Here is a 24,026-nt window from a genome sequence, read left to right as displayed (position 1 = left end):
GGCAGCACTCGGGGGTAGCAGGCAATGGCATTGACCAAGGCGGAGATGGCGGAAAAGCTGTTCGACGAAGTCGGTCTGAACAAGCGGGAAGCCAAGGAATTCGTCGACGCGTTTTTCGATGTGCTGCGTGAAGCATTGGAACAGGGACGTCAGGTGAAGCTGTCGGGCTTCGGTAATTTCGATCTGCGGCGCAAGAACCAGCGCCCGGGTCGCAACCCCAAGACCGGCGAGGAAATTCCGATTTCCGCCCGTACGGTGGTCACCTTCCGTCCGGGCCAGAAGCTCAAGGAGAGGGTGGAAGCTTATGCTGGATCCGGGCAGTAACCGCGAACTACCGCCGATCCCGGCCAAGCGCTACTTCACCATCGGTGAGGTCAGCGAGCTGTGCGACGTCAAGCCGCACGTCCTGCGCTACTGGGAAACCGAGTTTCCCAGCCTTGAGCCGGCCAAGCGCCGAGGCAACCGCCGCTACTACCAGCGCCACGACGTGCTGATGGTGCGGCAGATCCGCAGCCTGCTGTACGAACAGGGCTACACCATCGGTGGTGCACGCCTGCGTCTGGATGGCCCCGATGCCCGCGAGGAATCGGCGCTGAGCAACCAGATCATCAAGCAGGTGCGCATGGAGCTGGAAGAAGTGCTGCAGTTGTTGCGCCGCTGATCCCATTTCCATCGTAATCCGCTATACTTCACGGCCCGCCGCACTGGCGGGTACATCGCAGCATCAGTCGGGGCGTAGCGCAGCCTGGTAGCGCATCTGCCTGGGGGGCAGAGGGTCGTCGGTTCGAATCCGGCCGTCCCGACCACTGTGATGAATCAAGAAGCCTGCGCAGCGATGCGTGGGCTTTTTTGTGCGTGCGGTGTATGCTGCGCGCCACTCGTACTACCGCGGCTGCTGAACCCGGTACTCACGAGAACACATCATGGAATCTGCAAGAAACCGTGCCTGGCGTCGCAGCCAGGCACGCAACCGTGGTGGCGACCGCGCCACGACCGCCTACAGCTACAAGCCCGAGAAGAACTGGAAGCTGCTGTACACGCGCGATGCCAAGCTCGCGCGCGCACGCCAGCTGGGCTTCACCTATCCGGTGCTCAGCGCCCGCCAATTGCAGGAACAGGAATGATCAACCTGCTGTTCGTCTGCAGCCGCAACCAGCTGCGCAGCCCAACCGCCGAAGCCATGTGGCGACGGCGGCCCGGCTTCACTGCGCTGTCGGCCGGCACCAGCCCGCATGCACGACGCCCCATCGGCCCGGCGGACATCCGCTGGGCCGATGTCATCTTCGTGATGGAGGCCAAGCATCAGCATCGCCTGCAGGCCGCATACTCGCGCCTGCTGGAACACAAGCGCCTGCATTGCCTGGATATCCCGGACGACTATCGCTGCATGGATCCCGTGCTGATGGATCTGCTGGACATCAAGGTGACCGCGTATCTCGATCAGCTGCCGGCAAAGCGGTAGATCAGCTCCGGGTCGCCGTCATCCAGTCCATGCACGATGCCGCTGTCGATGAAGCCCGATGCAACGAGCAGGCGCTGCATGGCGATGTTGGAGGCATTGGTCGAGGTGAACAGCTTGCGCTGTCCACGCTGTGCGATCGCGTGCCGCAGCAGTGCGGCGCCGACGCCCTGGCTGCGCCGCTCGCGCGCGACCATCAGCATTTCGACGAAGCCTTCGCCGAAGAAGTGCTCATGGAGGGTCATGTAGCCAACGATCTCGCGCTCCTGCTCGGCAACATGCACGTTGCCCCGCGCCAACCACTCGCCAATCTGTTCCGCCCGTCGAGGGTCGCTTGCCGCCACGCTGTCGAGTGCGATCAGCGCGGAGGCATCGGCGGGCGTCGCGTCGCGGAGGCGCAGCGCAGTCGCAGCGGGCATGGTCGGGCTCCTGACAGGAGGGGCCAGTCTATCGGCTATGCCACAGGTGCAGTCGCACCCGCCGCAGCCAGCGCGTGCTCGGCAGTCAATACACGCGGAACTCGGCCCGGCAGCCGTCGCTGACCCACACGCCGCGGCGGTCCCAGCCCCAGTTCTGGTCCTCGATGCAGGCCGTCACCGACTTCTGCTTGACCAGGCGCACCTCGTGGCGCACACGGATGCGGCATTCCTTGTCCTTCTTTTCGTAGGACTCGCAGACCAGGCGCTCGCCATCATCGTCACGGTCCCTGCCGCGGCCCGGCCAGCGTCCGCGCCCATAGCCGTCGGCGACGAACTCGGCGCGGCAGCCGTCGGTCACCCACAACGTGCGGCGGCTCTGGCCCCAGTTCTGGTTCTCCACGCAGCGGGTGACCGACAGTTGCCTGGCCAGGAGCATCGGGCCCTCGATCGGGCATTGCGCGGTCTTGTTGAACTGCGATTCGCAGCGCAGCGCCGGAATGTGATCGGTGTCGTAGTCCTGTGCGGCCACGGTGGTGGCGGCCAGCAGCAGGGCAAGGGAGGTGCCGGTGATCGTCAGCAGCAGGCGATGGGACATGTGCAGGCTCGGTGGGGATGGGGCGGCAAGAATGGCCCAGTCCGGGGCTGCCGGAACGCTTCGTTCCGAAGATGGCTCAGTGGCGGTTTAGTAGTACGCGCGGGCCCATGCAGAGGCTTACATCCCGTATCATCGCTGCACATCCGATCGCATCGGTTTACACCCTCTTACATGTCTCCCACGCCGGTCGGCACAGCCTGTGGCTGTTGTCACTGGCATGCGGCCGGCGCGTGGAGGAGGATGCGCGGACCACGACGACCACAGGGGGTTGCGTTGATCAGCAGTACCGTCATTCATCGCTCGGCCGACGCAGGTGGCGCCGAGGTGCGGGTCCTGGACACCACGTTCAAGGGCAAGCATGTGTTCATTGCCTGGGGCCTGCGCGGGCCGGAACTGACCCGCAGCGCGGACCCGGCTGCCACCGTGGCCGCACGCAAGGCGCTGCACGCGGTTGCCGGCCACAGCGAGGGGCCGCGCAGCCCGGAAGTGTTCATCGCCAACCAGTCGGCGGTGGCGATCACGGTCTATCGCCTGCTTACCGAGGCGCGCTCCGGCGATGCCATCTTCTTCCTGTGCGATTCACAGGCGGTGGTCGAGTGGCTCATCACCGCGCTGGAAGTGCAGGGCGCGGACTGATTCCGCGCTCCGGCGCGCATCGATTCACGCCAGCGCCGCGTCCACCGCAGCCCATGCGTGCAGTGCAGTGGTATCGAACAGCGGCACTGCGCTGTCTTCCGGTCGTACCAGCAGCATGATCTCGGTACAGCCCAGGATGATGGCTTCGGCACCGCGCGCCACCAGTCTCGCGATCACGCCGGCGTAGACCTGTCGTGAGTGCTCGCTGACCACACCGGCGATCAGTTCCTGGTAGATGATGTCGTGCACGCTGCGACGATCATCGGCTTCGGGAACCAGCACCTCCAATCCGAAGCGATCCTGCAGCCGGCCGCGGTAGAAGTCCTGTTCCATGGTGAAGGCGGTACCGAGCAGGCCCACCTTGCGTGCGCCTGCCTGCACGATGGCCTGGGCGGTGGGATCGGCGATATGCAGCAGCGGCAGTGGGCAGACCGCCTCGATGCGGTCGGCCAGCTTGTGCATGGTGTTGGTGCAGATCAACAGCAGATCGGCGCCACCGGCCTGCAGGCGCCGTGCAGCGTCGGCCATATGGTCGCCCAGCGCATTCCAGTCGCCGTCATGCTGCAGCTGCTTGATGCCGGCGAAATCCACCGACCACAGCAGCAGCTGCGCCGAATGTGCGCCACCGAGGCGCTGCCGCACGTCCTCGTTGATGAGCCGGTAATACTGCGCCGAGCTTTCCCAGCTCATGCCGCCGATCAAGCCAAGGGTCTTCATGCACAGCTCCATGCCGGGGAGCCGTCATTGCAGCACAGCCGATGCGGGAGTTGCACTACACATTAGTGATTGCTAATGTGTTGGTCATGATCGAGAACGCCCTCTTCAAAGCGCTGGCCGACCCCACCCGCCGCCACATCTTCGAAAAGCTGGCCGAGGGCGGGCAGCATGCCAGCGCGCTGCGCGAGGGTATGGCGATCAGCCAGTCTGCGATGTCCCAGCACCTGGCGGTGCTGCGCGATGCCGGGCTGGTGAGCGAACAGCGCCAAGGCCGCTTTGTCCACTACCAGGTCGATCCGCGCGGGCTGGCGCACATCGGCAACTGGCTGCAGCGCTACCGGGCCTACTGGCCCGCGCGGATGGATGCCTTGCAGGATCTGCTGAAGGAGATGGACTGATGGACGATGTTCTGCACGAAGCGACTCCCGCGTTGGTGATGGAGCAGTGGCTGCCAGCGCCACCGGAACGGGTCTGGCGCGCACTGTTCGATCCGGCACTTCGTGAGCGCTGGTTGCCGGCGGCCGATCTTGCCGATCCGCAGCCTTGCCTGTGCGAGGAGGGGCGGGAACTGGGGTTCCACCTGCGCGATGCGCAGCCCCCGCATCTGCACAGCCTGGTGTGTTTCCGGCTGCGCGCGGACGGCGGGGGGACGGTGCTGACCATCGTGCATCGGCTCACCGACCTGCGCGCGCTGCTGCCGTTGGCCGCCAACGACGATCATCGCACCATGATGCGCGCGGCCTGAGCCGGCGCCTGGATCAAACGCTACAGGGAGCAGGCACATGCGGGACAGAATGCAGCTGATACCAATGGTGGTGGAACGCAGCGAGCGCGGTGAGCGCTCCCATGACATCTACTCGCGGCTCCTGCGCGAGCGCATCATCTTTCTCAACGGTGAAGTCGATGACACTGTGTCGGCGCTGGTCTGCGCGCAGCTGCTGTTCCTGGAATCGGAAAACCCGGAGAAGCCGATCCATCTGTACATCAACTCGCCGGGTGGAGTGATCTCCAGCGGCCTGGCGATGTACGACACCATGCAATACATCTCGGCCCCGGTGCATACGCTGTGCATGGGCACCGCGCGGTCGATGGGTTCGTTCCTGCTGATGGCCGGCGAGCCCGGTCACCGTGCGGCGTTGGCCAATGCCAGCCTGCATGTGCATCAGCCGCTGGGCGGGGTGCAGGGCCAGGCGTCGGACATCTTCATCCATGCCGAGGAAATGCAGCGCACCAAGCAGCGCATCACCCGGCTGTATGCGCAGCATTGCGGACGCAGTGTCGAGGAGGTCGAGCAGACCCTGGACCGCGATCGTTTCATGAGTGCCGAGCAGGCATGCGAATGGGGCTTGATCGACCAGGTACTGGTACGGCGCGACGCGCTCGCGGCCTGAGCCTGCCTCTGTAACCACCGCATCCATGCTGCGCTGTGTGTGCCGCGCCAGGCCGGCGCACTCTATGCTGGTGGGATCTTCTGAAGTGGATGTCCGATATGGCCCTGCATACCTGGTGGTGGTTTCTCGCCACGGTGTTCGTTCTGTGTGGTACGCCGGGGCCGAACATGCTGCATATCCTCGGTCGCAGCGTCGGGCTCGGCTTTCGCGGTAGCGTGCCGGCGATGGCTGGCTGCCTGCTGGCGATGCTGCTGGTGCTGGCGGCCTCCGCAGCAGGCCTGAGTGCGTTGCTGCATTCCTCGCCGATGCTGTTTGAGGTGTTGCGCTATCTGGGCGTGGCCTATCTGGCCTGGCTGGGCCTGAAGGCATGGCGTGACAGTTGCCGTCCGGCACCACCGGTGACGGTCGATGCTACGCCGCCGGTTGCGGCCTCGCTGGGCGCGTGGAAGGTGTTCCGTGGTGGTCTTCTGGTGGGCCTGAGCAATCCCAAGCTGCTGCTGTTCGCGGCGGCGTTCCTGCCGCAGTTCGTCGACCCATCACGCGGCCAGGCGCTGCAGTACAGCGTGCTGGTTGCCACCTTCGCCGGCTGCGAACTGTTCTGGTACGTGATGTATGCCGCCGGTGGCCATGGCCTGCGCCGATGGTTGGCCAAACCCTTCGCGCGGCGCTGGTTCGAGCGGCTGGTGGGTAGCGTGTTCCTGGCCTTTGCGGTGGCACTGCTGCGTTTCCGCCCGCGCTGATTCACGCCGCGCACGCGGCCTGTTCACGACTGCCGCATCGGCTACGGCCTAGCCTGATCATCCTGTACGCAGTCCCCACGGGGAAAGGTTTGACATGATCAAGTGGGCCATCATCTTCGCCATCATCGGCGTCATTGCGGGCGTGCTCGGCTTCGGCGGCATTGCCGGTGCCGCGGTCGGCATCGCCAAGTTCCTGTTCTGGGCCGGCATCATCATCGCCGTGGTGCTGTTCCTGCTCGGCATGACCGTAGCGAAGAAGGTCAGCTAGCGTTGATCGCGCAGCAGCGTACTCAGTGTGCGCTGCTGCGCGAGAACAGATTGATCACCAGTACGCCAGCACAGATCAGGCCGATGCCGATCAACGCCGGTGCATCCAGGCGCTGCTTGAACACCACCAGCCCGATCAGCGAGATCAGCACGATGCCGACGCCGGACCAGATCGCGTAGGCGATGCCGGTCGGGATCGACTTCATGGTCATCGACAGCAGGTAGAAGCACAGTCCATAGCCGACCAGTGCGCCCAGTGTCGGCGCCAGCCGGCTCATGCCGTCGGATGCCTTCAGCAGCGACGTGGCAATTACTTCCAGCACGATGGCAGCGGCAAGGTAGAGGTAGGGATTCATTGAGCGCTCCTGCTTACTGCGGGTCGCATAGTTTCAGGGCCTGTTCGGCCATCGCCAATGCGTTGGCGCGTTCTTCCTCGTCCAGCGGTCGCCCATAGGCCGTGGCCCAGTAGCCATCGGCAGCGCAGCGCGCCGCATACAGTCGGGGATCGTTGGCTTCGCCGGCGAACTCGGCCAGCATCGCACGCTTCCAGGTACGCCAATGCGCGAGCAGGGCTGGTTCCATCAGGTTGCCCAGGGTCAGGCCGATGTCGTTGTCCTGTTCCTGCTGCAGCAGATGCTCGAAATTGGCCTGCACATAGGCGCGGCTGAAACGACCATGCCCTTCGGGGTTTTCCTGCAGCAGGGCACGTACCCGCGCTTCGAATTCGCCGATGAGCGCTCCGATGGCTTCATCCACCAGTGCCTGCTTGCTGCTGAAATGATGGAACAGCGCACCCTTGCTGACACCGGCGGCCTGTGCGACGTCCTGCACGGTCAGCGCGGCCAGGCCATTACGGCCGATCACTTCAATGGTGGCCTGCAGCAGTGACTGGCGCACGCTGTCGGGCGCCTTGCGGCGCGAGCGGGAGGGGGATGCGGACATGGCGGGAAGAAACCGACTGGACGGTACGATTGTAACGCAGGCCCGTGGTGTCACCGCGCTGCCGGCCAGGGCCGGCAGCGGAACCGTCATGCGTCGATGCGGGCGAAACGCGGCTGCGGTCCGTGTTCGCCCGGTACCTGTTCGACGAACATGGCATACGGGCGCACCCACAGGCCGCCTTCGCCATAGAGCGCGCGATACAGCACCAGTGGCTCCAGCGTCTCGCTGCTGCGGACGATATCGAGCACGTCGTACTCGCCGCCCTTGAAGTGGCGGTAGCGACCCGGGGCCAGGGTGGGTAGCGGGCTCAGCTCAGCCATGGGGTGCGCGCCTCACTTGCGTGCCGGGCTGGCCGGCTTCGCGCAGTAGGCATCGATGGCCTCGGCGGTATTGGCCAGGCCCTGTGCCTGTGCCAGTTCCCACGGGCGTTCGCAACGCTGGCTGTGCTCGCACCACTGGTAGCCGGCCGAACCAATGCATCCGTGGGCATCGCGATCGCCGCCCACCTTCGGTATCGCAGACGAGGTGGGCGCCGCATCGGCGCGTGCGGCGGCGTCGTGCTGGTTGGCGCACGCGGTCAGCACCAGCAGGGCTGGAATCAGAAGAAGCGCTTTCATCGGGCGGGCTCCGTGCCTAAAGCGACAGTGTCTGTCGCAAATAGCCCTCCAGCAAGCGCTCAGTGCATGGCGGCGCGGATCAGCTCTTCAATCAGCACCAGATAGCTGGCCACGAAATAGAACTTCAGCAGCGTCCAGCGCTGCTGCGAGAAGAAGGTGCGCATGTGGAAGGGGCCCCTGTTGGTGACGGTAGTGTGAAGCTCCGTCAACTCCGTGACAAGGGTCACGGAACGCCTTCACTAAACAGCCTCAGGGATGTGAGGGTTGGGAAGCGCCCGACCGAATCCTGAGGCATTTTCGTACAAATCTGATGGGCCATCTCCGACGCGATCGATAGCCTGAGGGTGTACTGGCACGTGGCTCTGCCGCCTGTCACCGCCTCTTTCCTTCCGCAGGAGCTTCTCATGGTCTTTACCGTCCAATGCACTGCCCGGCACTGGTCCGTGTTGCATCCGAAGGCGGGTGACGCCACCCGTTACGCCCGCGGTGCCGATGCCTTCGACGCGGCCGCTGCGCTGGCCCTCGAGCACCATCGTCGCACCGGCCAGCGCAGCACGGTCCGGGTCGAGGCGCTCGGCAGCACCGTGGATGCGCTCCATATCGGGGAGTGACGCCACCGGCCGAGGCGCAGTCAGCCACGGTTGAGTTGTTTGAATGGGGAAAAAACCGCCGTGGTGCGCCCCCCTGTGCGCCGCGCCACGAATCCCGGATGCTTGCGCCATCGTATTCATCCGGAGATTCCGATGGGCAAGGCACTCACCTGGCGAACCCTGGCCTGCACGCTGCTGCCGATGCTGGCGGCCGCAGGCGGCGCGCAGGCGCAGAGCTATGGCTACGGTTATGACGACGATCGCTATGGCGGTCGTGATGGCGGCGGCATCGTCCGCTGCGAATCGATCAAGAACCGCAGCAATGAATGCCGCTTGGAAGGCCGTGCCCGGATGATCCGCCAGTTGTCCGGTTCGCCGTGCGTGGAAGGCGAGACCTGGGGGCAATCGCGCTACGGTGTGTGGGTCACCCAGGGCTGCCGTGCCGAGTTCGTTGGCGAGTACCGCCGTGGCGGTGGCTGGGGTGGTGGCCATGGCAACGGCTGGGGTAACGGTGGCAATGGCTGGGGCGGGGGTGAGGTGATCAGCTGCCATTCCAACGGCCACCGCCAGGAGTACTGTGATGCCCGCATCCGTCGTGGTGTGCGCCTGGTGCGTCAGGATTCACGCAGCGCCTGCATCGAGGGCCAGACCTGGGGCTGGAACCGTCGTGGCATCTGGGTCAGCGACGGCTGCCGGGCGCAGTTCCAGGTGAATTGAGCTCGCCCATCGAAAATCAGAATAATCTGATACAGCTCACATTTTGAACGTCGTATCTTCTGTGATCAGGGCACCCCTGCGTGCCCCTGATCCGTCGCGATGAAGTCTGCCGTAACCGGCACGCCCGTCCCGCCACCGTCGATACGCTGCCTCAAGGAGTGAGCTGCATGTTGATCCGCCTGCAATGCGAGCAACGCCAATGGCGCGTGCTGCACCCGGACCGGCCGGAACCGATCGAGTTCCGCGATGGTGCCCGGGCCTACGATTTCGCTGAAACCCTTGCACGCCTCCACTTCGTCGACACCGGGCAGCGCGCTGCGGTGCGGGTGGAGGCCAGCGGTGCGTTCGTGGAAGCGGTCAGCTACGGCTGAGGGTTGGGGTTTCCGGCCAGATCATCGTTCCGGAGCCCGCCATCCACGCACGGCGTGGATCTACTTTGCATCTGTCTCCACGCATGGCGTGGATCGACCCCTGTTCCGCAGTAGATCCACGCCATGCGTGGATCTACTGGTGGTGACCGGCCTCAGCCCGCCGCGCTGAGCGGCGGGGTCCCGGCAGCCAGCTGCGGCCAGCGCTTGAGTACCGCCGCGCGGATGCCCGCCGCATCGATACCGGCTTCGGCCAGCAGGTCCTCACGGCTTGCGTGGTGCTGGTAACTGTCGGGCAGGCCCAGGTGCAGGATCGGGCGCAGTACGCCTTCGGCGTTGAGCAGTTCGCCGACGCCGGAGCCGGCGCCGCCGGCCACCACGTTGTCTTCGATCGTGACCAGGCCCTCGTGCTGGGCGGCCACGGCCAGCACCAGTTCGCGGTCCAGCGGCTTGATGAAGCGCATGTTGACCACGCTCAGCCCCAGTTCGCGGCCGACCTGCTCAGCGGCGGCCACGGTGCTGCCGAAGGCGAGCAGCGCGACGCGGCTGCCCTGCAGGCGCAGCTCGCCCTTGCCGATCGGCAGGGTGGACAGGTCGGTACCGGCGGCAACGCCGGTGCCGGTGCCGCGCGGATAGCGCACGGCGGCCGGGCCCGGGTGCTGCAGGCCAGTGCTGAGCATCTGCCGGCACTCGGCTTCGTTGGACGGTGCCATCACCACCATGTTCGGCACGCAGCGCAGGAAACTCAGGTCGAGGTTGCCGGCATGGGTCGCGCCGTCCGGGCCGACCACGCCGGCGCGGTCGATCGCGAACAGCACGTCCAGGTCCTGGATGGCCACGTCATGCACCAGCTGGTCGTACGCACGCTGCAGGAAGGTCGAGTAGATCGCCACCACCGGCTTGCCACCCTGGGTGGCCATGCCGGCGGCGAGGGTGACCGCGTGCTGCTCGGCAATTGCCACGTCGAAATAGCGTTGCGGGTATTCCTTGCTGAAACGCACCAGGCCGGAGCCTTCGCGCATCGCCGGGGTAATGCCGTACAGGCGTGGCTCGGCAGCGGCGGCATCGCACAGCCAGTCGCTGAACACATCGGTGTAGGTCGGCTTCTTGGCACCGGCCTTGGCCACCAGGCCCTTGTCCGGATCGAACGGGCCGACGGCGTGGTAACCGATCTGGTCGCCTTCGGCCGGCTCGTAGCCCTTGCCCTTGGTGGTCATCACGTGCAGCAGCTTCGGGCCCTTGGAGGCGCGCAGCGTCTTCAGCGTGGACAGCAGGGCGGGCATGTCGTGGCCGTCGATCGGGCCGGTGTAGTGGAAGCCCATTTCCTCGAACATCGTGGACGGCACGAACATGCCCTTCCAGTGTTCTTCCCAGCGCTTCACGAAGCGCGCCGGATTGTTCTTCTTGTCGCCGAGGATCTTCTTGCCGCCTTCGCGCAGCGCATTGAGCGTGCGGCTGCCGGTGGCACGGCCGAGCATCTTGGTCAGGCCGCCGACCGCCTCGGAGATCGACATGTTGTTGTCGTTGAGGATCACCAGCAGGTTCGGCTCGGGCTCCATGCCACCGGCGTGCATCAGCGCTTCGAACGCCATGCCGGCGGTCATTGCGCCATCACCGATCACTGCAACGACCTGGCGGTTGTCGCCTTCGGACTGGCGGGCGATGGCCATGCCGAGTGCGGCCGAGATCGAGGTCGAGGAGTGGCCGACGCCGAAGGTGTCGTACTCGCTCTCTTCGCGCTTCGGGAACGGCGCGACGCCGTCCTTCTGCTTGACGGTGTGGATCTCGTCGCGGCGACCGGTCAGGATCTTGTGCGGGTAGGTCTGGTGACCGACGTCCCAGACCAGCTGGTCCTGCGGGGTCTGGTACAGGTAGTGCAGGGCCACGGTGAGTTCGATCACGCCCAGACCGGCGGCGAAGTGGCCGCCGCTCTTGCCCACCGACTCGATGAGGTAGGCGCGCAGTTCGTCGGCGACCGCCCTCAATTCGGATTCGTCGAACGTGCGCAGGTCATCCGGTGTCTGGATGCGCGCGAGGCGGGGATAGCGGGCAGAGTCGATCATCATGTTCGCACTTGTTCTGAACGCCCATTTTCGCCCTCAAACGGGGGTGGGGCAAGCAAACGCCGCCGCCCGTGACAGGACGGTGAGGGTTGCATTTTCAGCGATTCAGGTGCTCAGTTTTGACCGCTTGGGCAATTGCGCCTTCAGGAAGGCCATCTGGTCGGCCAGGATGTTGCGGTTGGACAGGATCAGGTGCTCGATCCAGCTGGGCCGGTAAGGCACCGCCAGCAACGGCATTCCGGCCTGCTGCGGGGTGCGGTCGCTCTTGCGCGAGTTGCAGTGGAAGCAGGCGGTGACCACGTTTTCCCAGCAGTCCAGGCCACCCTTGGACAGCGGCATGACGTGGTCGCGGGTGAGCGTGGGGCGGTTGAACTGCTGGCCGCAGTACATGCACAGGTGCGCGTCGCGGGCGAACAGGGCCGGGTTGGTCAGGTTCGGCGTCGGGTCGATCGCGCGGGAGCGGGCGTGGCCGCGAGCGGCGATGATGGGGTGCAGGTCCATGCCGCTCTGCAGGCCGCTGAAGCGGTTGGTGCCGCCGTGGATGTGCAGGCAGGGATCGCCCAGCGTCCAAGCCACCGCCTCGCGGGCGTAGAGGCAGGCCGCATCCTGCCAGGTGATCCAGTCCAGTACGCGTCCGTGGGCATCAAGCGAGAGCAGCCGGACCGAACCGGGGCGATGCAGCGTCGTGGCGTTGGGCGATGCTTCGGCGCCCGGAGCAGAAAACGGAGCTCCGGCTTCGATCAGACCCAAGCGTGTAGTGTCTGTCTCCATCGGGAGAACAGCTTATACCTGAATGTTGACGATTTGTGTATCGCCGACAGGCGATACACAAATCGTCAACATTCAGGTCCACGCATTCCTCCTATCCCCCGCACCTGTCGGTGCGCCCCCTTTAGCAACCCAGCCCGCCGTTGGCGCGCTGGGTTGCCCGCGCATTCTTCCTAATCCCCGCGCCTGTCGGCGCGCCCCCTTTAACAAAAGGGGGCTTTTCTCCAGATGGATTTCGGTGGTTTCCATCCACGCATGGCGTGGATCTACGGTGTCGACCAAGGTCGACACCTACCAGCAGCAGAAATCTGTCGAGGGCGGGGTGGGTCCGGTTGCGGGGGCGTGAGCGCCATGGATGGCGCGACCGAGGCTACAGGGACGTACTTGCGCCGTCCCCCGCAATTGGACCCACCTCGCCACCCTGCAGGAAGCCAGCTCTTGCCGTTGATGTTGCTGTTGCGGTGGCCGGCCAGCGGCCGGCACTACCGCGGGTGCCGGGCGCAGCCCGGCTCAGGCGCCGAAGCGCTCGTCGTCCATCGCCATCAGCGGGGCGGCGCCGGCCTGGATCGCGGCGGCGTGGCTGAGGGTGCGCGGCAGCACGCGGGCGAAGTAGAACCGTGCGGTCTCGCGCTTGCCCTGGGCGAAAGCGGCGCCGTGCGCGCTGGCATCGGCGGCCGCCACGCTGCGGGCCCACCAGTAAGCCAGCACCACGTAGCCCGAATAGAACAGGTAGTCGTAGCTGGCCGCGCCGAGTTCGTCCGGATTGGAAGCCGAACGCTGCAGCACATCCATGGTCAGCTTGCCCCATTCGGCGGCCTTGGCGCGCAGCGGGCCGATGAACTCGGCCAGCGCTTCGTTGCCCTCGTTGGCCTTGGCGAAGGCTTCGATCTCGGCCAGCATCAGCTTCAGGCCGGCGCCCTGGCTGGACGCGGTCTTGCGGCCGATCAGGTCCAGCGCCTGGATGCCGGTGGTGCCTTCATACAGCGTGGTGATGCGCGCATCGCGGGCCAGCTGCTCCATGCCGTGTTCGCGGATGTAGCCGTGGCCACCGAAGCACTGCAGGGCGTTGTAGGTGTTCTCGATGCCCCATTCGGTCTGGCAGGCCTTGGAGATCGGGGTCAGGAAGCTCACCAGGGTGTCGGCGCGCTCGCGCTCGGCGGCATCCTCGGCGTGGTGGGCGACGTCGATCAGGGTGGCGGCGTGCAGGGCCAGCAGGCGGCTGCCCTCGACCAGTGACTTCACCGTCAGCAGCATGCGGCGCACATCCGGATGGACCAGGATCGGGTCGGCCGGCTTGTCCGGGAACTTGGCGCCGCTCAGGGCGCGCGACTGCAGGCGCTCACGGCTGTACTTCAGTGCGTTCTGGTAGGCGCGCTCGGACAGGCCGATGCCCTGCAGGCCGACGCCCAGGCGCGCGGTGTTCATCATGGTGAACATGGCCTGCAGGCCCTTGTGCGGCTGGCCGACCAGGTAGCCCTGCGCACCATCGAAGTTCATCACGCAGGTGACCGACCCCTTGATGCCCATCTTGTGCTCGATCGAGCCGCAGCGCAGTGCGTTGCGCTCGCCGACGTTGCCTTCGCGGTCGACCTTGAACTTCGGGGTGACGAACAGCGAGATGCCCTTGGCACCCGGAGGGGCGTCGGGCAGCTTGGCCAGCACCAGGTGCACGATGTTGCCGGTCAGGTCGTGCTCGCCGGCGGTGATGAAGATCTTGGTGCCGGTGATCGAGTAGCTGCCATCGGCATTCGGCTCGGCCTTGGTCTTGAGCAGGCCCAGGTCGGTGCCGCAGTGCGGCTCGGTCAGGCACATGGTGCCGGTCCAACGGCCCTCGATCAGCGGCTTCAGGAAGGCCTCGTGCTGCCAGGCCTCGCCGTGCTGCTTCAGCGCTTCGATGGCGCCGTGCGAGAGCAGCGGGAAGTTGCCCCACGCCAGGTTGGCGGCGTTGATCATCTCGTTGAGCGGCACGCCCAGGGTGTGCGGCAGGCCCTGGCCGCCCAGCTCCGGCGAGGCGGTCAGGCCGGTCCAGCCGCCATCGACGAACTGGTCGTAGGCCTGCTTGAAGCCGGGCGGGGTGGTCACTTCACCGGTGGCCTGGTCGAGCACGCAGCCGATCTCGTCGCCGACGCTGTTGAGCGGGGCCAGCACGGTGGCGCTGAAGCGGCCGGCTTCTTCCAGCACGGCATCGACCACGTCGGCGGTGGCGTCGGTGAAGCCCAGGCGGGCGAACAGGGGTTCGACCTTGAGCACATCGTGCAGGGCGAAACGGAGGTCGGAAAGCGGGGCGGTGTAGCTGCTCATCGGTACGTCTCGATTTGATCAGGGACAGGGGGAGCGGCGCCGGGCGCCGCGGCGGAAAGCGGGAGTCAGCGCAGCACGCCCGGCAGGCCCGGGGCCTGGTTGAGGGTGCTGCGGCTGCTGATGTCGAAGCTGCGCTGCTTCTTTTCCTGCGGCGTTGCTGCCACCGTTCCCTTCAGGCCATAGGCCAGGGTGCGGTTGCTGGCCAGCGCATCGGCCACCACCAGGCGTGCGGCCGAGCTGGGCACCAGGTTGACCTGGATGACGTCGGCCGAGGTGCCGCCGATGGAAATGCCCGGCTTGGCCTGCAGGGTGCCGGCGTCGCTGTCGCCGACGGTCAGCGCCAGCGCGACGTCATCGAAGGTCATGGGCATGGAGCTGTAGTTCTGCAGGCGCAGGGCTACGGTCCAGTTGCCGTCGGCGCGCACGGTCAGCTGCTGCAGGCTGGCCGCCGGTTCCGAAACACGCTTGACGATGCCGTTGTTGCAGGCAACAAGGGCGAGGGTGCACAGGACGATCAAGGCGATACGGAAGCGGTGGAGCATGGGCGCAGGTCCTCTGGAGGGGTGCGTTGGATAAGCATACTACGGCGTATGGTCGTTTGGATCGCCTGTGGCGACCCGTCGCAGAGGGTAGCGCGTGAAGATGGCGGCCGGGCGTGCGCGGCGCCGGATGGCGCGCGCGTGGTGCGCCGGATGCGACGCGGTTCAGTCGGCGGGCGTATCGCGAATCGGAGCCATCAGGCGCAGTGGGCCGAGGTCGTAGCCCATCGTCTCGGCTTTCTCTTTCAACTGTTCGAACCGGGCGCGATCCATTTCCGGCAGGCGCGAGAGGATCCACAGGTACTTACGGTCCGGCTCACCGACCAATGCCCACTGATAGTCCGGGTCCAGTGCCAGGACCCAGTAGTCCGCCCAGACCAGTGGCACCCAGCTCAGCCAGTCCGGCACGAAGCGCACCTGCAACTGGCCGGGATGGCCTGCAACCGGGCGTGCAACGCCTTCAGCAACCACGCGTTCTCCGTCGCCGTTGCGGCAGGCATTGGTGACACTGATGCGGCCATCGCGGCGCAGCCCGTAGTTGGCGGTGATCTCGCCGACGCACTGCTTCTGGAACGACACCGGAAGATGCGCGATCTCGTGCCACTGGCCTGCGTAGCGGTCGATGTCCAGCGTGTCGACTGCGCGCACCGGTTCGGCGGCGATCACCGGGGAGGCGGCCAGCAGCAGGCAGGCAAGCAGGGTCGGGCGCAGAGGCATCGGCAGGCTCCAGGCAGGAGTCTGGAGCGTAGGTGCCACCGCACATGCCGGTGTAAATGTTTCGTCAACCGGGTGGTGTGGCCGCCGCTTGCGCGGAGCGCGAACAAAAAAAAGACCTGCATTTCTGCAGGTCTCTGAAGATGGTGGCCGAAGACGGAATCGAACCGCCGACACGGGGATTTTCAATCCCCTGCTCTACCAACTGAGCTACTCGGCCAAATTGTGTGGCAACCGTGATCAAACCCGGTTTCCGGAAAAAAAAGACCCGCATTTCTGCAGGCCTTCGAAAGTGGTGGCCGAAGACGGAATCGAACCGCCGACACGGGGATTTTCAATCCCCTGCTCTACCAACTGAGCTACTCGGCCACATGTTTCGTTGCAGCGAGGTCGCTGCCAAGGACGCGTATATTACGGAGGTCGGCTGCCTTCGGCAAGCGTTTTGCCAAGATTTCTTCACATTGCCGTCTGCGCGCTCGCAAGTGCTTGATCCTCCGTTCTGGGGCGGGGTGTGGCCAGTCGATCATCGTCTGCGGTGGAAATCAGCAGATCGCCGCGATCGCCAAAGCTGCAAGGGCAAGGGCTGCGCCGGACCTGCGCCGGTCCGGGCGATGGAACGCTGTTTTCGTGGCCGCCATCGGGGATGGCTGCGGCGTAGTGTCGGCACTCCTTTCCTGATGCTGGCAACAGCAGAGACCTGGCCATGTCCGATCCCTCGACCACCTCCCGCATCGTGCTTGCGTCGCGTCCGCAGGGGGCGCCAAGTGCAGCCAACTTCCGCCTGGAACAGGTTGCGTTGCCGTCATTGGCCGATGGCGAAGTGCTGCTGCGCAACCGCTACCTGTCGCTGGACCCGTACATGCGTGGGCGCATGGACGAGGGCCCCTCGTATGCCGCGCCGGTGGCGGTGGGCGCGGTGATGGAAGGGCAGACCGTGGCCGAGGTGCTGCAGTCCAACGCCGAGGGCGTAGCCGCAGGTGAGCTGGTGCTGGCGCCGGGTGGCTGGCAGACCCACGCGGTGCTGCCGGCCAAGGCACTGGGGCGCCGCCTGGACCCGGCCGGACTGCCGCTGAGTACCGCGCTGGGCGTGTATGGCATGCCCGGCTTCACCGCCTATTCCAGCCTGCATGAAATCGCCCGTTTGAAGCCGGGTGAGACGCTGGTGGTGGCTGCCGCGACCGGGCCGGTGGGCGCGACCGTGGCCCAGCTGGCCAAGCTGCAGGGCGCGCGCGTGGTCGCCATCGCCGGCGGCGAAGCCAAGCGTGCCTATCTGCAGACGCTGGGCGTGGACGTGGCGCTGGATCATCGCGCCGCTGATTTCGCCGCGCAGCTGCGTGCGGCGGTGCCCAGGGGTATCGACGTGTATTTCGAGAACGTAGGCGGGCACGTGCTGGATGCAGTGCTGCCGCTGCTCAACGATTTCGCCCGCATTCCGGTGTGCGGCACCATCGCCACCTACAACGAGCGGGGCGTCGAGCAGCCCGGCCCGGACCGGTTGCCCGCACTGTTCAGCCAGATCCTGCGCCAGCGCCTGACCGTGCGTGGTTTCATCGTGCACGACTTCAACCACCTGTGGCCGGAGTTCGAACGCGAGATGCCGCAATGGCTGCGCGACGGCCGCATCCAGTACCGCGAGGATGTGGTGGAAGGGCTGGAGAATGCGCCGGAGGCGTTCTTCGGGCTGTTGCAGGGGCGCAACTTCGGCAAGCTGGTGGTGAAGCTGGATTGAGGCCTTGGCGGTGTGCCTACCAAGGTCGGCACCTACGGGAAGCTGAGTGTGCCGACCAAGGTCGGCAGCTACCGGAAGCTGGGTGTGCCGACCAAGGTCGGCACCCACGTCAGGCAGTCGAGGCCTTTTCCCGGCGCAGCAGTTCGCGCTTGCGCGCTACGCCCCAGGCATAGCCGGACAGGTCGCCATCGCGGCGCACCACGCGGTGGCAGGGCACGGCCACCGCCAACGGATTGCTTGCGCATGCGCGTGCGACGGCACGGCTTGAGCGCGGCGCGCCGATACGCGCGGCGATATCCGCATACGAGGCAGTCTGCCCACGCGGAATCTGCTGCAGCGCCTGCCACACCCGTTGCTGGAACGCGGTGCCGCGGATGTCCAGTGGCAACGTGGCGCCTCGCGAAGGATCCTCGACCAGGCCTACGACCTGTGCCACCAGTTGCTCGTAGCCCTGGTCGGCGCCCACCAGTTCGGCCTGTCGGAAGCGTTGCTGCAGCGACTGCAGCAGGGTCTCCGGATCGTCGCCGAGCAGGATCGCAACCACGCCGGTCCCGCTGCTGGCCACCAGCACGCTGCCCAGTGAGCTTTCGGCAAGCGCGAAGTGGATGACTTCGCCGCGCCCCCCTGCGCGCCATTGCTTGGGCGTCATGCCCAGCAACTTCGGTGCGTTCTCGTAGAAGCGTCCACTGGAACCGAAGCCAGCATCGTGGAAGGCGTCGGTGATGCGTTCCTGTTGTTCCAGCCCGGTGCGCAGGCGGTCGGCGCGCAGCGCGGCGGCGTACTGCTTGGGGGTCAGCCCGGTGGACTGCTTGAACAGGCGATGCAGGCGCGTCGGGCTGCAGCCAGCGATATCGGCCAGTTCCTGCAGCGAGGGTTCGTCGAGGCTGGCCTGCAGGTGCCGGCAGACCCGTTCGATGCGGTCATCGAGGGCGGTGGTGGCGGTACTGTCCATGGCCGGATTCTGGCACGTGCCGGTGCTGCGGAAACTCCGTTTCCTGCACTCACCTGTGAGGCCCGGAAACGGAGTGTTGGCGGGCCGAAGGCACGGCATCGTGGCGGCCACTTCACAACCGGTACCACGACCATGCGCCTGAACAACAAGATCGCTCTCATCACCGGTGCCAGCGCCGGTATCGGCCGCGCCAGCGCGCTGCGCTTCGCCGCCGAAGGAGCAAAGCTGGTGCTCAACGCACGGCGGCCGGAGCCGCTGCAGGCGCTGGCCGAGCAGATTCGCGCTGCCGGTGGCGAAGCCGTGGTGCACGCCGCCGACGTGGCCAACCCGGGCACGGCGCAGGCGCTGGTCGATCTGGCCCAGCAGTCATTCGGCGGCCTGGACATCGCGCTCAACAATGCCGGCATGCTCGGCCCGGGCGTGCCGGCGGCGGAGTTTCCGGTGGATGCCTGGCGCGAGGTGATGGCCACCAATCTCGACGCCGCTTTCCATGCGGCACGCGCGCAGCTGCCGGCACTGCTGGCGCGCGGCGGCGGCTCGCTGGTGTTCGTCGGTACCTTCGTCGGCCACACCGTGGGATTCCCGGGCATGGCGGCCTATGCGTCAAGCAAGGCCGGGCTGATCGGCCTGAGCCAGGTGATCGCTGCCGAATACGGTGCGCGCGGTGTGCGCAGCAACGTACTGCTGCCCGGTGGCACCGATACGGAGATGGGCCGGCAGGCCGCACCGACCGGCGATGCCCGCGACTTCGTGCGCTCGTTGCACGCACTCAAGCGCCTCGCCGAGCCGGAGGAGATCGCCAATGCGGCGCTGTTCCTGGCCAGCGATGAGAGCAGTTTCGTTACGGGTACCGCGATGCGCGTGGAGGGGGGGGTGTCGATCACCCGTACCTGAGCGCGGTCACGTGCGTGGTGAGTAGCGAATGCCGCTGCTGGCCATGAAGCCTTTCGGATCGAAACGGGCCCAGGCTTCGCCCCAGTTGAACCGGGCTTGGCCGCCGCTCAGCTTGCGACCCAGCGCCACACCCAGCGTGCGGCGCATGAAGGCGACTTCTGCATCGATTGCGGCCTGGGTCGGCCAGCCGTCTTCCAGTGCTGCACCGGGTAGATCGACCCCCATCGTCACCATGTCGAGCTGTTGTCCGAGGAAGCACAGGCTGATGCCAGCGGGCGCACCGCCTAGGCTGAGCCGGTGCAGGCTCAACCAGTGATAGCCGGTGCCGACATCACGCTCCCCACTTACCAAGGCGGTAAAGGCGATGCGCGCTTCATCCAGTGAGAGCGTGGGGCAGATCAAGGCCGGCAGATTGCCGAGCTGGATGCTGCCGTCGGTCGCATCGAGGCGCATCGGCACGGCGTGTGCTGCGTGCTGGGCAGAAGAGGGCATGGCATACCGGTGGGCGTGGTGCCTCGGATTCTGGCTGCACGGGGGCCGCAGCGGCAAGCCAGTGCCTGCACATGACGTTGGCACAGGACTGACCTGTGGCCCGGTCATGCTGAGGCGGCCTACGTGCTCGCTGGCATGCTGCCACAGGTCGATTGCCAAGACTCGATCACCGGGTGGAGGATGAGCGACGAAGCGGAGCGCTATCTCGTTGAGGCCGCCGCGTGGAACCATGGCGATGCCCGCGATGTGCTGGCCCGGCAGGCTTGCCGCAGCAAGTCCGGGTTGAACCGAGCATTGGAGGCGCGCATTGCAGAGCTGGCACATGACGGCGACTGACTCCTACAGAATCACCAGGCAGCCGGCCCCGAGCCGGTTGCCTACGGTCCACATCGACGCTGACAGGGCGGGCGCGTTTCGAGCCTTGGCGCGGCAGCAGGGCGTAACACCCACCGCAGCCCTTGCGGCACTGGTGAACACGCACGCCAAGGTCCGCGAGCCGTTCTCGGCCCGGGTTCGGGCCAAGGCCGGGCAGGGTAAGCGCTACAGCGATCTTCTTCCGGACCCGAAGGTTCCCAAGTCTCAAGCAGAGCTTCTGGCAGTAGATGCCAAGGCCGCTGGGATCACGCTGGGCGAGGCGCTGAGGCAGCTGGTGGACCGGTGCCTGAGGTATAGCCGGTAAGCAAGAGCGCAAGGTAGACGCAAGCCGAACTGCTCAACCATCTTGATTTCCCTGCGCAAAGTTGATGAAAGCAGGATTTCCCGCCCTTGCCGTGATGAATGAAGCATATCGAGTGGCGTGGGGGCTGACGACAGAGTCAGTCCTCTTCATAGATCTTCGTCAGAAGGGATCGCATATCTTCCTCTGAAGCCAAGGGATCGGCCGTTCCAATAAGCGCTTGGAGTTTGAGCAGATCTGGATGCTCCCCCGACTTTGAGATGAAGAAGCGATGCGACAACGCTGCAGATGCACTATTGATCTCCTTCAGTTGAGCCCAGGCGCTCTCTCCCTTCCGCACTGCGGCAATGCATCGCGTGGGGGAGACTGGGAGGTAGATCTGATCCAGCGGAGAATCGTCGTCAAAATCTCCGATGGGCAAGCGAGGTGAGCGATCAGCGCGAAAGCCGATTGCGGCGCAGTCCCCAAGAATGAACTCATCGCCTACGGATGCATTGATGACGGAAAAATCGTAAAGCTGGGTGAGAGAGGCCACTCGCTCCGGGATCGTCGGGTCATCTTCGAAGACTCTGCGGAAAGCTCTATCGGCCATTTGCGCGCTTTCATGATCCATGCGTGCAAAAAGCTCAGCAGCCAAGGCTCTCCCGTTGATCTGCATCTGGGCTATTATCTGCTCACGTCGCCTGTGCCACTCCTGCTTTAGCCGAGAAACTAGCTTTGCGCGCATCTCGCGAGGCATGGGGGGAAGTTTCTTCAGTTCCCCTTGGATGACTTCCTCAAGTTTGGACTTGTCGCTCCAGTAGGCTTCTATCTCCTGGCGTCTGATGCCGTGCGTCTGGATCAGTCCCGCCAGCTCGTTGATGAAAACTTTCACCGTGGTCTCGAGCGATTCTCGCATCTTCTTCGTTCTTACCGCAAGTGCAGCAACGAGCAGCGCCTGCTCACCTTGCGAAACGCTGGATGGGTTCTCGTTCAGCCGATTAAGTATCAGGGCGAGTCGGTTCTCGCTCTCCGTAACGTTGTCGTCAGCGCACGATTCTTCTGGATTTCCGTAGAAATCCCTTTCTTGCCCTAGGCCCATGGTGCTGGGCGCATAGCTCCGCGTGCTCTCGTGGGCGTGCACGTAGTCCTGCGTGCCGCTCGTTCGGTAGCGAAAGGTGCGTTGCAGGAATCGAGGGAGGTAATGCTGTCGTCGGCCGGCCATATCTCATCATGCTCCAACTTGGGAAGTTTGGCACCTGCCGAATAGCTGCCCTTAGGCGGGCGGATTTGCCCTTGCCTCTCGCAGCGGTACCCAGTGGCGTCGGATGTATAGGGAAAGCGTTGCCCATCTAGCCTGGCGGGCTGTTGAATGCTAGCTCCGCAGCTGGATGTCGCGGCCGCTCGGGTTAAGCTAAATACTCGGGATGTCCGGTCGGATCGGTCAGGTTAGCTTGGTGGCCGACGTGAAGATTTTTGGGTGCACGTTGGATGGTGCAATAAGGCCGGGGTGGTGGGATACAATGCGGCAATCCGGCAGGCTGATTCAGGGGATGGGCAGCGGAATGTGCAGCATGAGTGACGTTCGGCGGACACTTCAAGAAAGGAGTGCCGTTTGGGCTTACCAGCAGTTTCAGTTTGCTTATCCCGAACTGGAGTCGATCCTGCACGGCGAGGATGGTCGTTATGAAATCCACGTCGTGGGTCCTGTGGGCGATTGGGACGAGCTTTCCCGAATTTTTGATAGAGAGATTCGACCAATCACCGCCAATGTGAAGTTGGTGAGTGAGCCGCCCTCCCTTGAAAAGCTGAACATCTCGACCACAGCTGCTGACGACGCCTGGTTGATCAACGAGCCGATGACCCACCCCTGGATCAATGATCTGCTGAGCCTTGCTGCACCCGGTCTGCCTGCGGGAAATTTGGTGTTTAAGTTCGACCTTGATGGCTTCTTCTTTGAGCATCAAGGGTTGTCGAATGAGGAGCTGGCATCTGTAGATGCAGCGTACCGGAAACTTCAGTTGCCAGGGTCTTTGCGCTTCGCGCAGCTGTCCGCGTCTCCTACAAAGGAAGAAGTAGTTTCCGCCGCGGTCGCGCCTGAGAATTTTCTCGATCTGCCAGTCGTTCGACGGTTCAGGGCTTCATCTCAAGCTATCCGCGGGCTGGTTGAAGAAGATGAGGACTCTTGGCGAGAGTTCACCAGTTCCCGCAGTCAACAGCGGTTCTCCAGGAGCGAGTCGAGTCGTGAAAAGTTCTCGGTACTGTTCGGTGCAGATGATCTAAGTGACGTAAAGCTGGCTGAGCTATTGTGCATCTACGATGTCGTCAACATCGTGCCAACCTATGACCTGGGGTGGCTTGGTCGCCACGAGATTGACTTGGCTTCCTTTGAAGAGCTTGTCGGCATGGGGAGGATAAGGCTCGTACTGCCGGTGCCGGTCGCTCGTTATCCTTCGTCTCTGGTAGAGGCGGCCGTTGGAGCAAACAAGTCCTCGGTGATCCTGAGCCGGCGCCTGGCTTCGCTTACGGTGTCGCACGGGCAGCACAAGGATCCACTCCTGTATGGACCATTCAGTAACCAAGAGCGCATTGATCTCCTGCGAATGATTCAATCTGTCGGATCTTCGACTCCGTTGGCCCCTTTGGTCTCGGCCTACGGCAGGGTCCTTAGGCAACAGCATACCGCGTTGTTCCGTCATGGCGCGGTTGCGACCATGGAGTCCGGCTTTGGAGCACTGGTAGGGGAGTTGGTGCACGCGACACGCGGCGTCGATGCGCGCTTGGAGCTGAGCCACGCCGGCGCCATGGTCGAATGGGCGGCGTGCCTTGGTGCGACCTACTTGCCCCGCGAGTTTGCTGATTACGATGAGTCCGGCAATGCAACCACCATCGCCAACTACTTTAACCGGACGTCTGGAACGACTCCTGGACACGTCGCGGATCGAATGCATCGCGTCGTCGATGGCCTTCTAGCCCCGCGAGGCTTGTCAGCGTTGGAAGTGGCTCGGGGCACAACTGCCGAATCGTTCTGGAAGTTCCGCCGGGTGGCGCGCGGCCTATTGACGGCGGATATCGATCGAGAGGAGCTGAGTCAGGCGGTGAGAATGCTTAACGACGATGTCCGGTCCTTTGAGCGTCGGCGAGAGTTTCAAGCCAAGTACCACATAAGAACTACATTGACGGAACTGGTCACGCTTCCGCTTAACACCAAGATTGATTTGCTATTTCCGGGCGCGTCTTTCGTTGCTGCAAGCCTCGCTCGCATCTGCAAGACCGTGCTTAAGGACAGGGGGGTGTTTCCGAGTGAGGAGGGGCCTTGGGGAGACGTTGTGGATGCCATCCATGGGTTGGCTACGTGGACGTCACTGGATGCGGTCGTTATATCGAGAGCCCGTGACCGACTGAGGAATTGATTGCCGTGTGCGCAGAGGACGGGTGCTGCGGCGAACGAGCCTAGCCGG

Annotated in this window: 32 protein-coding genes and 3 tRNA genes; 18 read left to right on the top strand and 17 right to left on the bottom strand. The window is 64.7% G+C overall.

The window, feature by feature from the left end:
• The first annotated feature begins 24 nt into the window (after positions 1-24).
• From V3B25_RS10315 to V3B25_RS10295, 5 genes are all read left to right on the top strand, one after another.
• On the top strand, positions 25-324 hold the full coding sequence (locus V3B25_RS10315) for an integration host factor subunit alpha (protein WP_005410432.1): 300 nt from the start codon (positions 25-27) through the stop codon (positions 322-324).
• Positions 305-661: a MerR family transcriptional regulator gene (locus V3B25_RS10310; RefSeq protein WP_005410431.1), complete on the top strand. Its 357-nt coding sequence runs from the start codon at positions 305-307 to the stop codon at positions 659-661. The genes V3B25_RS10315 and V3B25_RS10310 overlap by 20 nt, the downstream gene beginning before the upstream one ends.
• A gap of 68 nt (positions 662-729) precedes the next feature.
• Positions 730-806: transfer RNA gene (locus tag V3B25_RS10305), tRNA-Pro, on the top strand.
• A 117-nt stretch (positions 807-923) separates the two neighbouring features.
• Positions 924-1,124 (top strand): hypothetical protein, encoded by a 201-nt coding sequence (locus V3B25_RS10300; RefSeq protein WP_014037933.1) that lies wholly within the window; start codon positions 924-926, stop codon positions 1,122-1,124.
• Positions 1,121-1,462 (top strand): phosphotyrosine protein phosphatase, encoded by a 342-nt coding sequence (locus V3B25_RS10295; protein WP_329810628.1) that lies wholly within the window; start codon positions 1,121-1,123, stop codon positions 1,460-1,462. Before V3B25_RS10300 ends, V3B25_RS10295 begins: the two co-directional genes overlap by 4 nt.
• Here the strand turns inward: V3B25_RS10295 and V3B25_RS10290 are convergent.
• The gene (locus tag V3B25_RS10290) at positions 1,441-1,878 is read right to left on the bottom strand and encodes a GNAT family N-acetyltransferase (protein WP_032128661.1); all 438 of its coding nucleotides are present in this window, start codon (positions 1,876-1,878) and stop codon (positions 1,441-1,443) included. The genes V3B25_RS10295 and V3B25_RS10290 overlap by 22 nt on opposite strands.
• An 85-nt stretch (positions 1,879-1,963) precedes the next feature.
• Positions 1,964-2,473, bottom strand: coding sequence for a DUF3011 domain-containing protein (locus tag V3B25_RS10285; RefSeq protein ID WP_329810627.1), 510 nt, complete (start codon positions 2,471-2,473; stop codon positions 1,964-1,966).
• Between the two features lie 240 nt (positions 2,474-2,713).
• Here V3B25_RS10285 and V3B25_RS10280 point away from each other — a divergent pair, with 240 nt between their 5' ends.
• A complete protein-coding gene (locus V3B25_RS10280) occupies positions 2,714-3,109 on the top strand; it encodes a hypothetical protein (RefSeq protein ID WP_012511691.1) in 396 nt (131 codons plus the stop codon).
• Between the two features lie 24 nt (positions 3,110-3,133).
• On the opposite strand, the gene V3B25_RS10275 is transcribed toward V3B25_RS10280, so the two are convergent.
• Positions 3,134-3,826: an aspartate/glutamate racemase family protein gene (locus tag V3B25_RS10275; RefSeq protein WP_329810626.1), complete on the bottom strand. Its 693-nt coding sequence runs from the start codon at positions 3,824-3,826 to the stop codon at positions 3,134-3,136.
• A gap of 86 nt (positions 3,827-3,912) precedes the next feature.
• Here V3B25_RS10275 and V3B25_RS10270 point away from each other — a divergent pair, with 86 nt between their 5' ends.
• The 5 genes from V3B25_RS10270 to V3B25_RS10250 all read left to right on the top strand — a co-directional run bounded on the left by V3B25_RS10270 (position 3,913) and on the right by V3B25_RS10250 (position 6,225).
• Positions 3,913-4,224 (top strand): metalloregulator ArsR/SmtB family transcription factor, encoded by a 312-nt coding sequence (locus V3B25_RS10270; protein ID WP_032128664.1) that lies wholly within the window; start codon positions 3,913-3,915, stop codon positions 4,222-4,224.
• A complete protein-coding gene (locus V3B25_RS10265; protein WP_329810625.1) occupies positions 4,224-4,571 on the top strand; it encodes a polyketide cyclase in 348 nt (115 codons plus the stop codon). Before V3B25_RS10270 ends, V3B25_RS10265 begins: the two co-directional genes overlap by 1 nt.
• Before the next feature lie 37 nt (positions 4,572-4,608).
• Positions 4,609-5,217, top strand: coding sequence for an ATP-dependent Clp protease proteolytic subunit (locus tag V3B25_RS10260; protein WP_032128666.1), 609 nt, complete (start codon positions 4,609-4,611; stop codon positions 5,215-5,217).
• Positions 5,218-5,315: 98 nt separating this feature from the next.
• Positions 5,316-5,957 (top strand): LysE family translocator, encoded by a 642-nt coding sequence (locus V3B25_RS10255; protein ID WP_329810624.1) that lies wholly within the window; start codon positions 5,316-5,318, stop codon positions 5,955-5,957.
• A gap of 94 nt (positions 5,958-6,051) precedes the next feature.
• Positions 6,052-6,225, top strand: coding sequence for a DUF1328 domain-containing protein (locus V3B25_RS10250; RefSeq protein ID WP_006380555.1), 174 nt, complete (start codon positions 6,052-6,054; stop codon positions 6,223-6,225).
• Positions 6,226-6,247: 22 nt separating this feature from the next.
• On the opposite strand, the gene V3B25_RS10245 is transcribed toward V3B25_RS10250, so the two are convergent.
• The 4 genes from V3B25_RS10245 to V3B25_RS10230 form a co-directional block, all read right to left on the bottom strand.
• On the bottom strand, positions 6,248-6,580 hold the full coding sequence (locus V3B25_RS10245; protein WP_005410423.1) for an SMR family transporter: 333 nt from the start codon (positions 6,578-6,580) through the stop codon (positions 6,248-6,250).
• Positions 6,581-6,593: 13 nt separating this feature from the next.
• Positions 6,594-7,166 carry a TetR/AcrR family transcriptional regulator gene (locus tag V3B25_RS10240; RefSeq protein WP_049401207.1) on the bottom strand — a complete coding sequence of 191 codons (573 nt, stop codon included), beginning with the start codon at positions 7,164-7,166 and terminating at the stop codon, positions 6,594-6,596.
• Between the two features lie 86 nt (positions 7,167-7,252).
• Positions 7,253-7,486 carry a DUF1653 domain-containing protein gene (locus tag V3B25_RS10235; protein WP_032128669.1) on the bottom strand — a complete coding sequence of 78 codons (234 nt, stop codon included), beginning with the start codon at positions 7,484-7,486 and terminating at the stop codon, positions 7,253-7,255.
• A gap of 12 nt (positions 7,487-7,498) precedes the next feature.
• Positions 7,499-7,783 (bottom strand): hypothetical protein, encoded by a 285-nt coding sequence (locus V3B25_RS10230; RefSeq protein ID WP_032128670.1) that lies wholly within the window; start codon positions 7,781-7,783, stop codon positions 7,499-7,501.
• Positions 7,784-8,187: 404 nt separating this feature from the next.
• Between V3B25_RS10230 and V3B25_RS10225 the strand changes: the two genes are divergently transcribed.
• The 3 genes from V3B25_RS10225 (at position 8,188) to V3B25_RS10215 (ending at position 9,461) form a co-directional block, all read left to right on the top strand.
• On the top strand, positions 8,188-8,394 hold the full coding sequence (locus V3B25_RS10225; protein WP_049423877.1) for a hypothetical protein: 207 nt from the start codon (positions 8,188-8,190) through the stop codon (positions 8,392-8,394).
• Positions 8,395-8,526: 132 nt separating this feature from the next.
• On the top strand, positions 8,527-9,090 hold the full coding sequence (locus V3B25_RS10220; protein WP_329810623.1) for a DUF3011 domain-containing protein: 564 nt from the start codon (positions 8,527-8,529) through the stop codon (positions 9,088-9,090).
• A 167-nt stretch (positions 9,091-9,257) separates the two neighbouring features.
• Positions 9,258-9,461, top strand: a complete 204-nt coding sequence (locus tag V3B25_RS10215; protein ID WP_005417823.1) for a hypothetical protein — start codon at positions 9,258-9,260, stop codon at positions 9,459-9,461.
• A 152-nt stretch (positions 9,462-9,613) separates the two neighbouring features.
• Here V3B25_RS10215 and dxs read toward each other — a convergent pair whose 3' ends face one another.
• From dxs to V3B25_RS10180, 7 genes are all read right to left on the bottom strand, one after another.
• Positions 9,614-11,521, bottom strand: a complete 1,908-nt coding sequence (dxs, locus tag V3B25_RS10210; RefSeq protein ID WP_032130306.1) for a 1-deoxy-D-xylulose-5-phosphate synthase — start codon at positions 11,519-11,521, stop codon at positions 9,614-9,616.
• Positions 11,522-11,626: 105 nt separating this feature from the next.
• Entirely contained in the window at positions 11,627-12,292 is a 666-nt protein-coding gene (locus V3B25_RS10205) for an HNH endonuclease (protein ID WP_019336875.1), read from the bottom strand.
• 507 nt (positions 12,293-12,799) lie between these two features.
• On the bottom strand, positions 12,800-14,590 hold the full coding sequence (locus V3B25_RS10200; protein ID WP_201116893.1) for an acyl-CoA dehydrogenase C-terminal domain-containing protein: 1,791 nt from the start codon (positions 14,588-14,590) through the stop codon (positions 12,800-12,802).
• A gap of 65 nt (positions 14,591-14,655) precedes the next feature.
• The gene (locus V3B25_RS10195) at positions 14,656-15,132 is read right to left on the bottom strand and encodes an LEA type 2 family protein (protein WP_032130304.1); all 477 of its coding nucleotides are present in this window, start codon (positions 15,130-15,132) and stop codon (positions 14,656-14,658) included.
• Between the two features lie 162 nt (positions 15,133-15,294).
• Positions 15,295-15,846, bottom strand: a complete 552-nt coding sequence (locus tag V3B25_RS10190) for a lipocalin family protein (RefSeq protein WP_032130303.1) — start codon at positions 15,844-15,846, stop codon at positions 15,295-15,297.
• Between the two features lie 141 nt (positions 15,847-15,987).
• Positions 15,988-16,063 (bottom strand) — tRNA-Phe (locus V3B25_RS10185).
• A gap of 73 nt (positions 16,064-16,136) precedes the next feature.
• Positions 16,137-16,212, bottom strand: a tRNA-Phe gene (locus tag V3B25_RS10180).
• 334 nt (positions 16,213-16,546) lie between these two features.
• On the opposite strand from V3B25_RS10180, the gene V3B25_RS10175 reads away from it, so the two are divergent.
• A complete protein-coding gene (locus V3B25_RS10175; RefSeq protein WP_049423881.1) occupies positions 16,547-17,572 on the top strand; it encodes an NADP-dependent oxidoreductase in 1,026 nt (341 codons plus the stop codon).
• Positions 17,573-17,681: 109 nt separating this feature from the next.
• On the opposite strand, the gene V3B25_RS10170 is transcribed toward V3B25_RS10175, so the two are convergent.
• Positions 17,682-18,524, bottom strand: coding sequence for a methylated-DNA--[protein]-cysteine S-methyltransferase (locus V3B25_RS10170; protein WP_049423883.1), 843 nt, complete (start codon positions 18,522-18,524; stop codon positions 17,682-17,684).
• A gap of 132 nt (positions 18,525-18,656) precedes the next feature.
• Here V3B25_RS10170 and V3B25_RS10165 point away from each other — a divergent pair, with 132 nt between their 5' ends.
• A complete protein-coding gene (locus V3B25_RS10165; protein ID WP_032130300.1) occupies positions 18,657-19,418 on the top strand; it encodes an SDR family oxidoreductase in 762 nt (253 codons plus the stop codon).
• Between the two features lie 6 nt (positions 19,419-19,424).
• Here the strand turns inward: V3B25_RS10165 and V3B25_RS10160 are convergent, their stop codons facing one another.
• On the bottom strand, positions 19,425-19,910 hold the full coding sequence (locus V3B25_RS10160) for a hypothetical protein (protein ID WP_329810654.1): 486 nt from the start codon (positions 19,908-19,910) through the stop codon (positions 19,425-19,427).
• A gap of 180 nt (positions 19,911-20,090) precedes the next feature.
• Between V3B25_RS10160 and V3B25_RS10155 the strand changes: the two genes are divergently transcribed.
• Positions 20,091-20,246, top strand: a complete 156-nt coding sequence (locus V3B25_RS10155; RefSeq protein WP_177179536.1) for a hypothetical protein — start codon at positions 20,091-20,093, stop codon at positions 20,244-20,246.
• A 479-nt stretch (positions 20,247-20,725) separates the two neighbouring features.
• On the opposite strand, the gene V3B25_RS10150 is transcribed toward V3B25_RS10155, so the two are convergent.
• On the bottom strand, positions 20,726-21,790 hold the full coding sequence (locus tag V3B25_RS10150; RefSeq protein ID WP_329810622.1) for a DUF4238 domain-containing protein: 1,065 nt from the start codon (positions 21,788-21,790) through the stop codon (positions 20,726-20,728).
• 349 nt (positions 21,791-22,139) lie between these two features.
• Here V3B25_RS10150 and V3B25_RS10145 point away from each other — a divergent pair, with 349 nt between their 5' ends.
• On the top strand, positions 22,140-23,978 hold the full coding sequence (locus tag V3B25_RS10145) for a hypothetical protein (RefSeq protein WP_177179537.1): 1,839 nt from the start codon (positions 22,140-22,142) through the stop codon (positions 23,976-23,978).
• Positions 23,979-24,026 lie beyond the last annotated feature (48 nt).

This window comes from Stenotrophomonas sp. SMYL8, assembly GCF_036320065.1.
Taxonomy (GTDB): domain Bacteria; phylum Pseudomonadota; class Gammaproteobacteria; order Xanthomonadales; family Xanthomonadaceae; genus Stenotrophomonas; species Stenotrophomonas maltophilia_A.
The sequence above is the reverse complement of the archived record's forward strand: the minus strand, read 5'-3'. Positions and strand labels throughout refer to the sequence as shown.

Excerpts from the sequence above, each read along its gene's own strand:
- V3B25_RS10275 (WP_329810626.1), bottom strand. The coding sequence starts at position 3,826 with ATGAAGACCCTTGGCTTGATCGGCGGCATGAGCTGGGAAAGCTCGGCG.
- V3B25_RS10215 (WP_005417823.1), top strand. The coding sequence starts at position 9,258 with ATGTTGATCCGCCTGCAATGCGAGCAACGCCAATGGCGCGTGCTGCAC.
- V3B25_RS10300 (WP_014037933.1), top strand. The coding sequence starts at position 924 with ATGGAATCTGCAAGAAACCGTGCCTGGCGTCGCAGCCAGGCACGCAAC.
- V3B25_RS10145 (WP_177179537.1), top strand. The coding sequence starts at position 22,140 with ATGAGTGACGTTCGGCGGACACTTCAAGAAAGGAGTGCCGTTTGGGCT.
- V3B25_RS10170 (WP_049423883.1), bottom strand. The coding sequence starts at position 18,524 with ATGGACAGTACCGCCACCACCGCCCTCGATGACCGCATCGAACGGGTC.
- V3B25_RS10225 (WP_049423877.1), top strand. The coding sequence starts at position 8,188 with ATGGTCTTTACCGTCCAATGCACTGCCCGGCACTGGTCCGTGTTGCAT.
- V3B25_RS10160 (WP_329810654.1), bottom strand. The coding sequence starts at position 19,910 with ATGCCCTCTTCTGCCCAGCACGCAGCACACGCCGTGCCGATGCGCCTC.
- V3B25_RS10290 (WP_032128661.1), bottom strand. The coding sequence starts at position 1,878 with ATGCCCGCTGCGACTGCGCTGCGCCTCCGCGACGCGACGCCCGCCGAT.
- V3B25_RS10150 (WP_329810622.1), bottom strand. The coding sequence starts at position 21,790 with ATGGCCGGCCGACGACAGCATTACCTCCCTCGATTCCTGCAACGCACC.
- V3B25_RS10285 (WP_329810627.1), bottom strand. The coding sequence starts at position 2,473 with ATGTCCCATCGCCTGCTGCTGACGATCACCGGCACCTCCCTTGCCCTG.
- V3B25_RS10260 (WP_032128666.1), top strand. The coding sequence starts at position 4,609 with ATGCGGGACAGAATGCAGCTGATACCAATGGTGGTGGAACGCAGCGAG.
- V3B25_RS10280 (WP_012511691.1), top strand. The coding sequence starts at position 2,714 with ATGCGCGGACCACGACGACCACAGGGGGTTGCGTTGATCAGCAGTACC.
- V3B25_RS10250 (WP_006380555.1), top strand. The coding sequence starts at position 6,052 with ATGATCAAGTGGGCCATCATCTTCGCCATCATCGGCGTCATTGCGGGC.
- V3B25_RS10270 (WP_032128664.1), top strand. The coding sequence starts at position 3,913 with ATGATCGAGAACGCCCTCTTCAAAGCGCTGGCCGACCCCACCCGCCGC.
- V3B25_RS10200 (WP_201116893.1), bottom strand. The coding sequence starts at position 14,590 with ATGAGCAGCTACACCGCCCCGCTTTCCGACCTCCGTTTCGCCCTGCAC.
- V3B25_RS10265 (WP_329810625.1), top strand. The coding sequence starts at position 4,224 with ATGGACGATGTTCTGCACGAAGCGACTCCCGCGTTGGTGATGGAGCAG.
- V3B25_RS10165 (WP_032130300.1), top strand. The coding sequence starts at position 18,657 with ATGCGCCTGAACAACAAGATCGCTCTCATCACCGGTGCCAGCGCCGGT.
- V3B25_RS10235 (WP_032128669.1), bottom strand. The coding sequence starts at position 7,486 with ATGGCTGAGCTGAGCCCGCTACCCACCCTGGCCCCGGGTCGCTACCGC.
- dxs (WP_032130306.1), bottom strand. The coding sequence starts at position 11,521 with ATGATCGACTCTGCCCGCTATCCCCGCCTCGCGCGCATCCAGACACCG.
- V3B25_RS10220 (WP_329810623.1), top strand. The coding sequence starts at position 8,527 with ATGGGCAAGGCACTCACCTGGCGAACCCTGGCCTGCACGCTGCTGCCG.
- V3B25_RS10245 (WP_005410423.1), bottom strand. The coding sequence starts at position 6,580 with ATGAATCCCTACCTCTACCTTGCCGCTGCCATCGTGCTGGAAGTAATT.
- V3B25_RS10295 (WP_329810628.1), top strand. The coding sequence starts at position 1,121 with ATGATCAACCTGCTGTTCGTCTGCAGCCGCAACCAGCTGCGCAGCCCA.
- V3B25_RS10175 (WP_049423881.1), top strand. The coding sequence starts at position 16,547 with ATGTCCGATCCCTCGACCACCTCCCGCATCGTGCTTGCGTCGCGTCCG.
- V3B25_RS10190 (WP_032130303.1), bottom strand. The coding sequence starts at position 15,846 with ATGCCTCTGCGCCCGACCCTGCTTGCCTGCCTGCTGCTGGCCGCCTCC.
- V3B25_RS10205 (WP_019336875.1), bottom strand. The coding sequence starts at position 12,292 with ATGGAGACAGACACTACACGCTTGGGTCTGATCGAAGCCGGAGCTCCG.
- V3B25_RS10240 (WP_049401207.1), bottom strand. The coding sequence starts at position 7,166 with ATGTCCGCATCCCCCTCCCGCTCGCGCCGCAAGGCGCCCGACAGCGTG.
- V3B25_RS10155 (WP_177179536.1), top strand. The coding sequence starts at position 20,091 with ATGAGCGACGAAGCGGAGCGCTATCTCGTTGAGGCCGCCGCGTGGAAC.
- V3B25_RS10255 (WP_329810624.1), top strand. The coding sequence starts at position 5,316 with ATGGCCCTGCATACCTGGTGGTGGTTTCTCGCCACGGTGTTCGTTCTG.
- V3B25_RS10315 (WP_005410432.1), top strand. The coding sequence starts at position 25 with ATGGCATTGACCAAGGCGGAGATGGCGGAAAAGCTGTTCGACGAAGTC.
- V3B25_RS10310 (WP_005410431.1), top strand. The coding sequence starts at position 305 with ATGCTGGATCCGGGCAGTAACCGCGAACTACCGCCGATCCCGGCCAAG.
- V3B25_RS10195 (WP_032130304.1), bottom strand. The coding sequence starts at position 15,132 with ATGCTCCACCGCTTCCGTATCGCCTTGATCGTCCTGTGCACCCTCGCC.
- V3B25_RS10230 (WP_032128670.1), bottom strand. The coding sequence starts at position 7,783 with ATGAAAGCGCTTCTTCTGATTCCAGCCCTGCTGGTGCTGACCGCGTGC.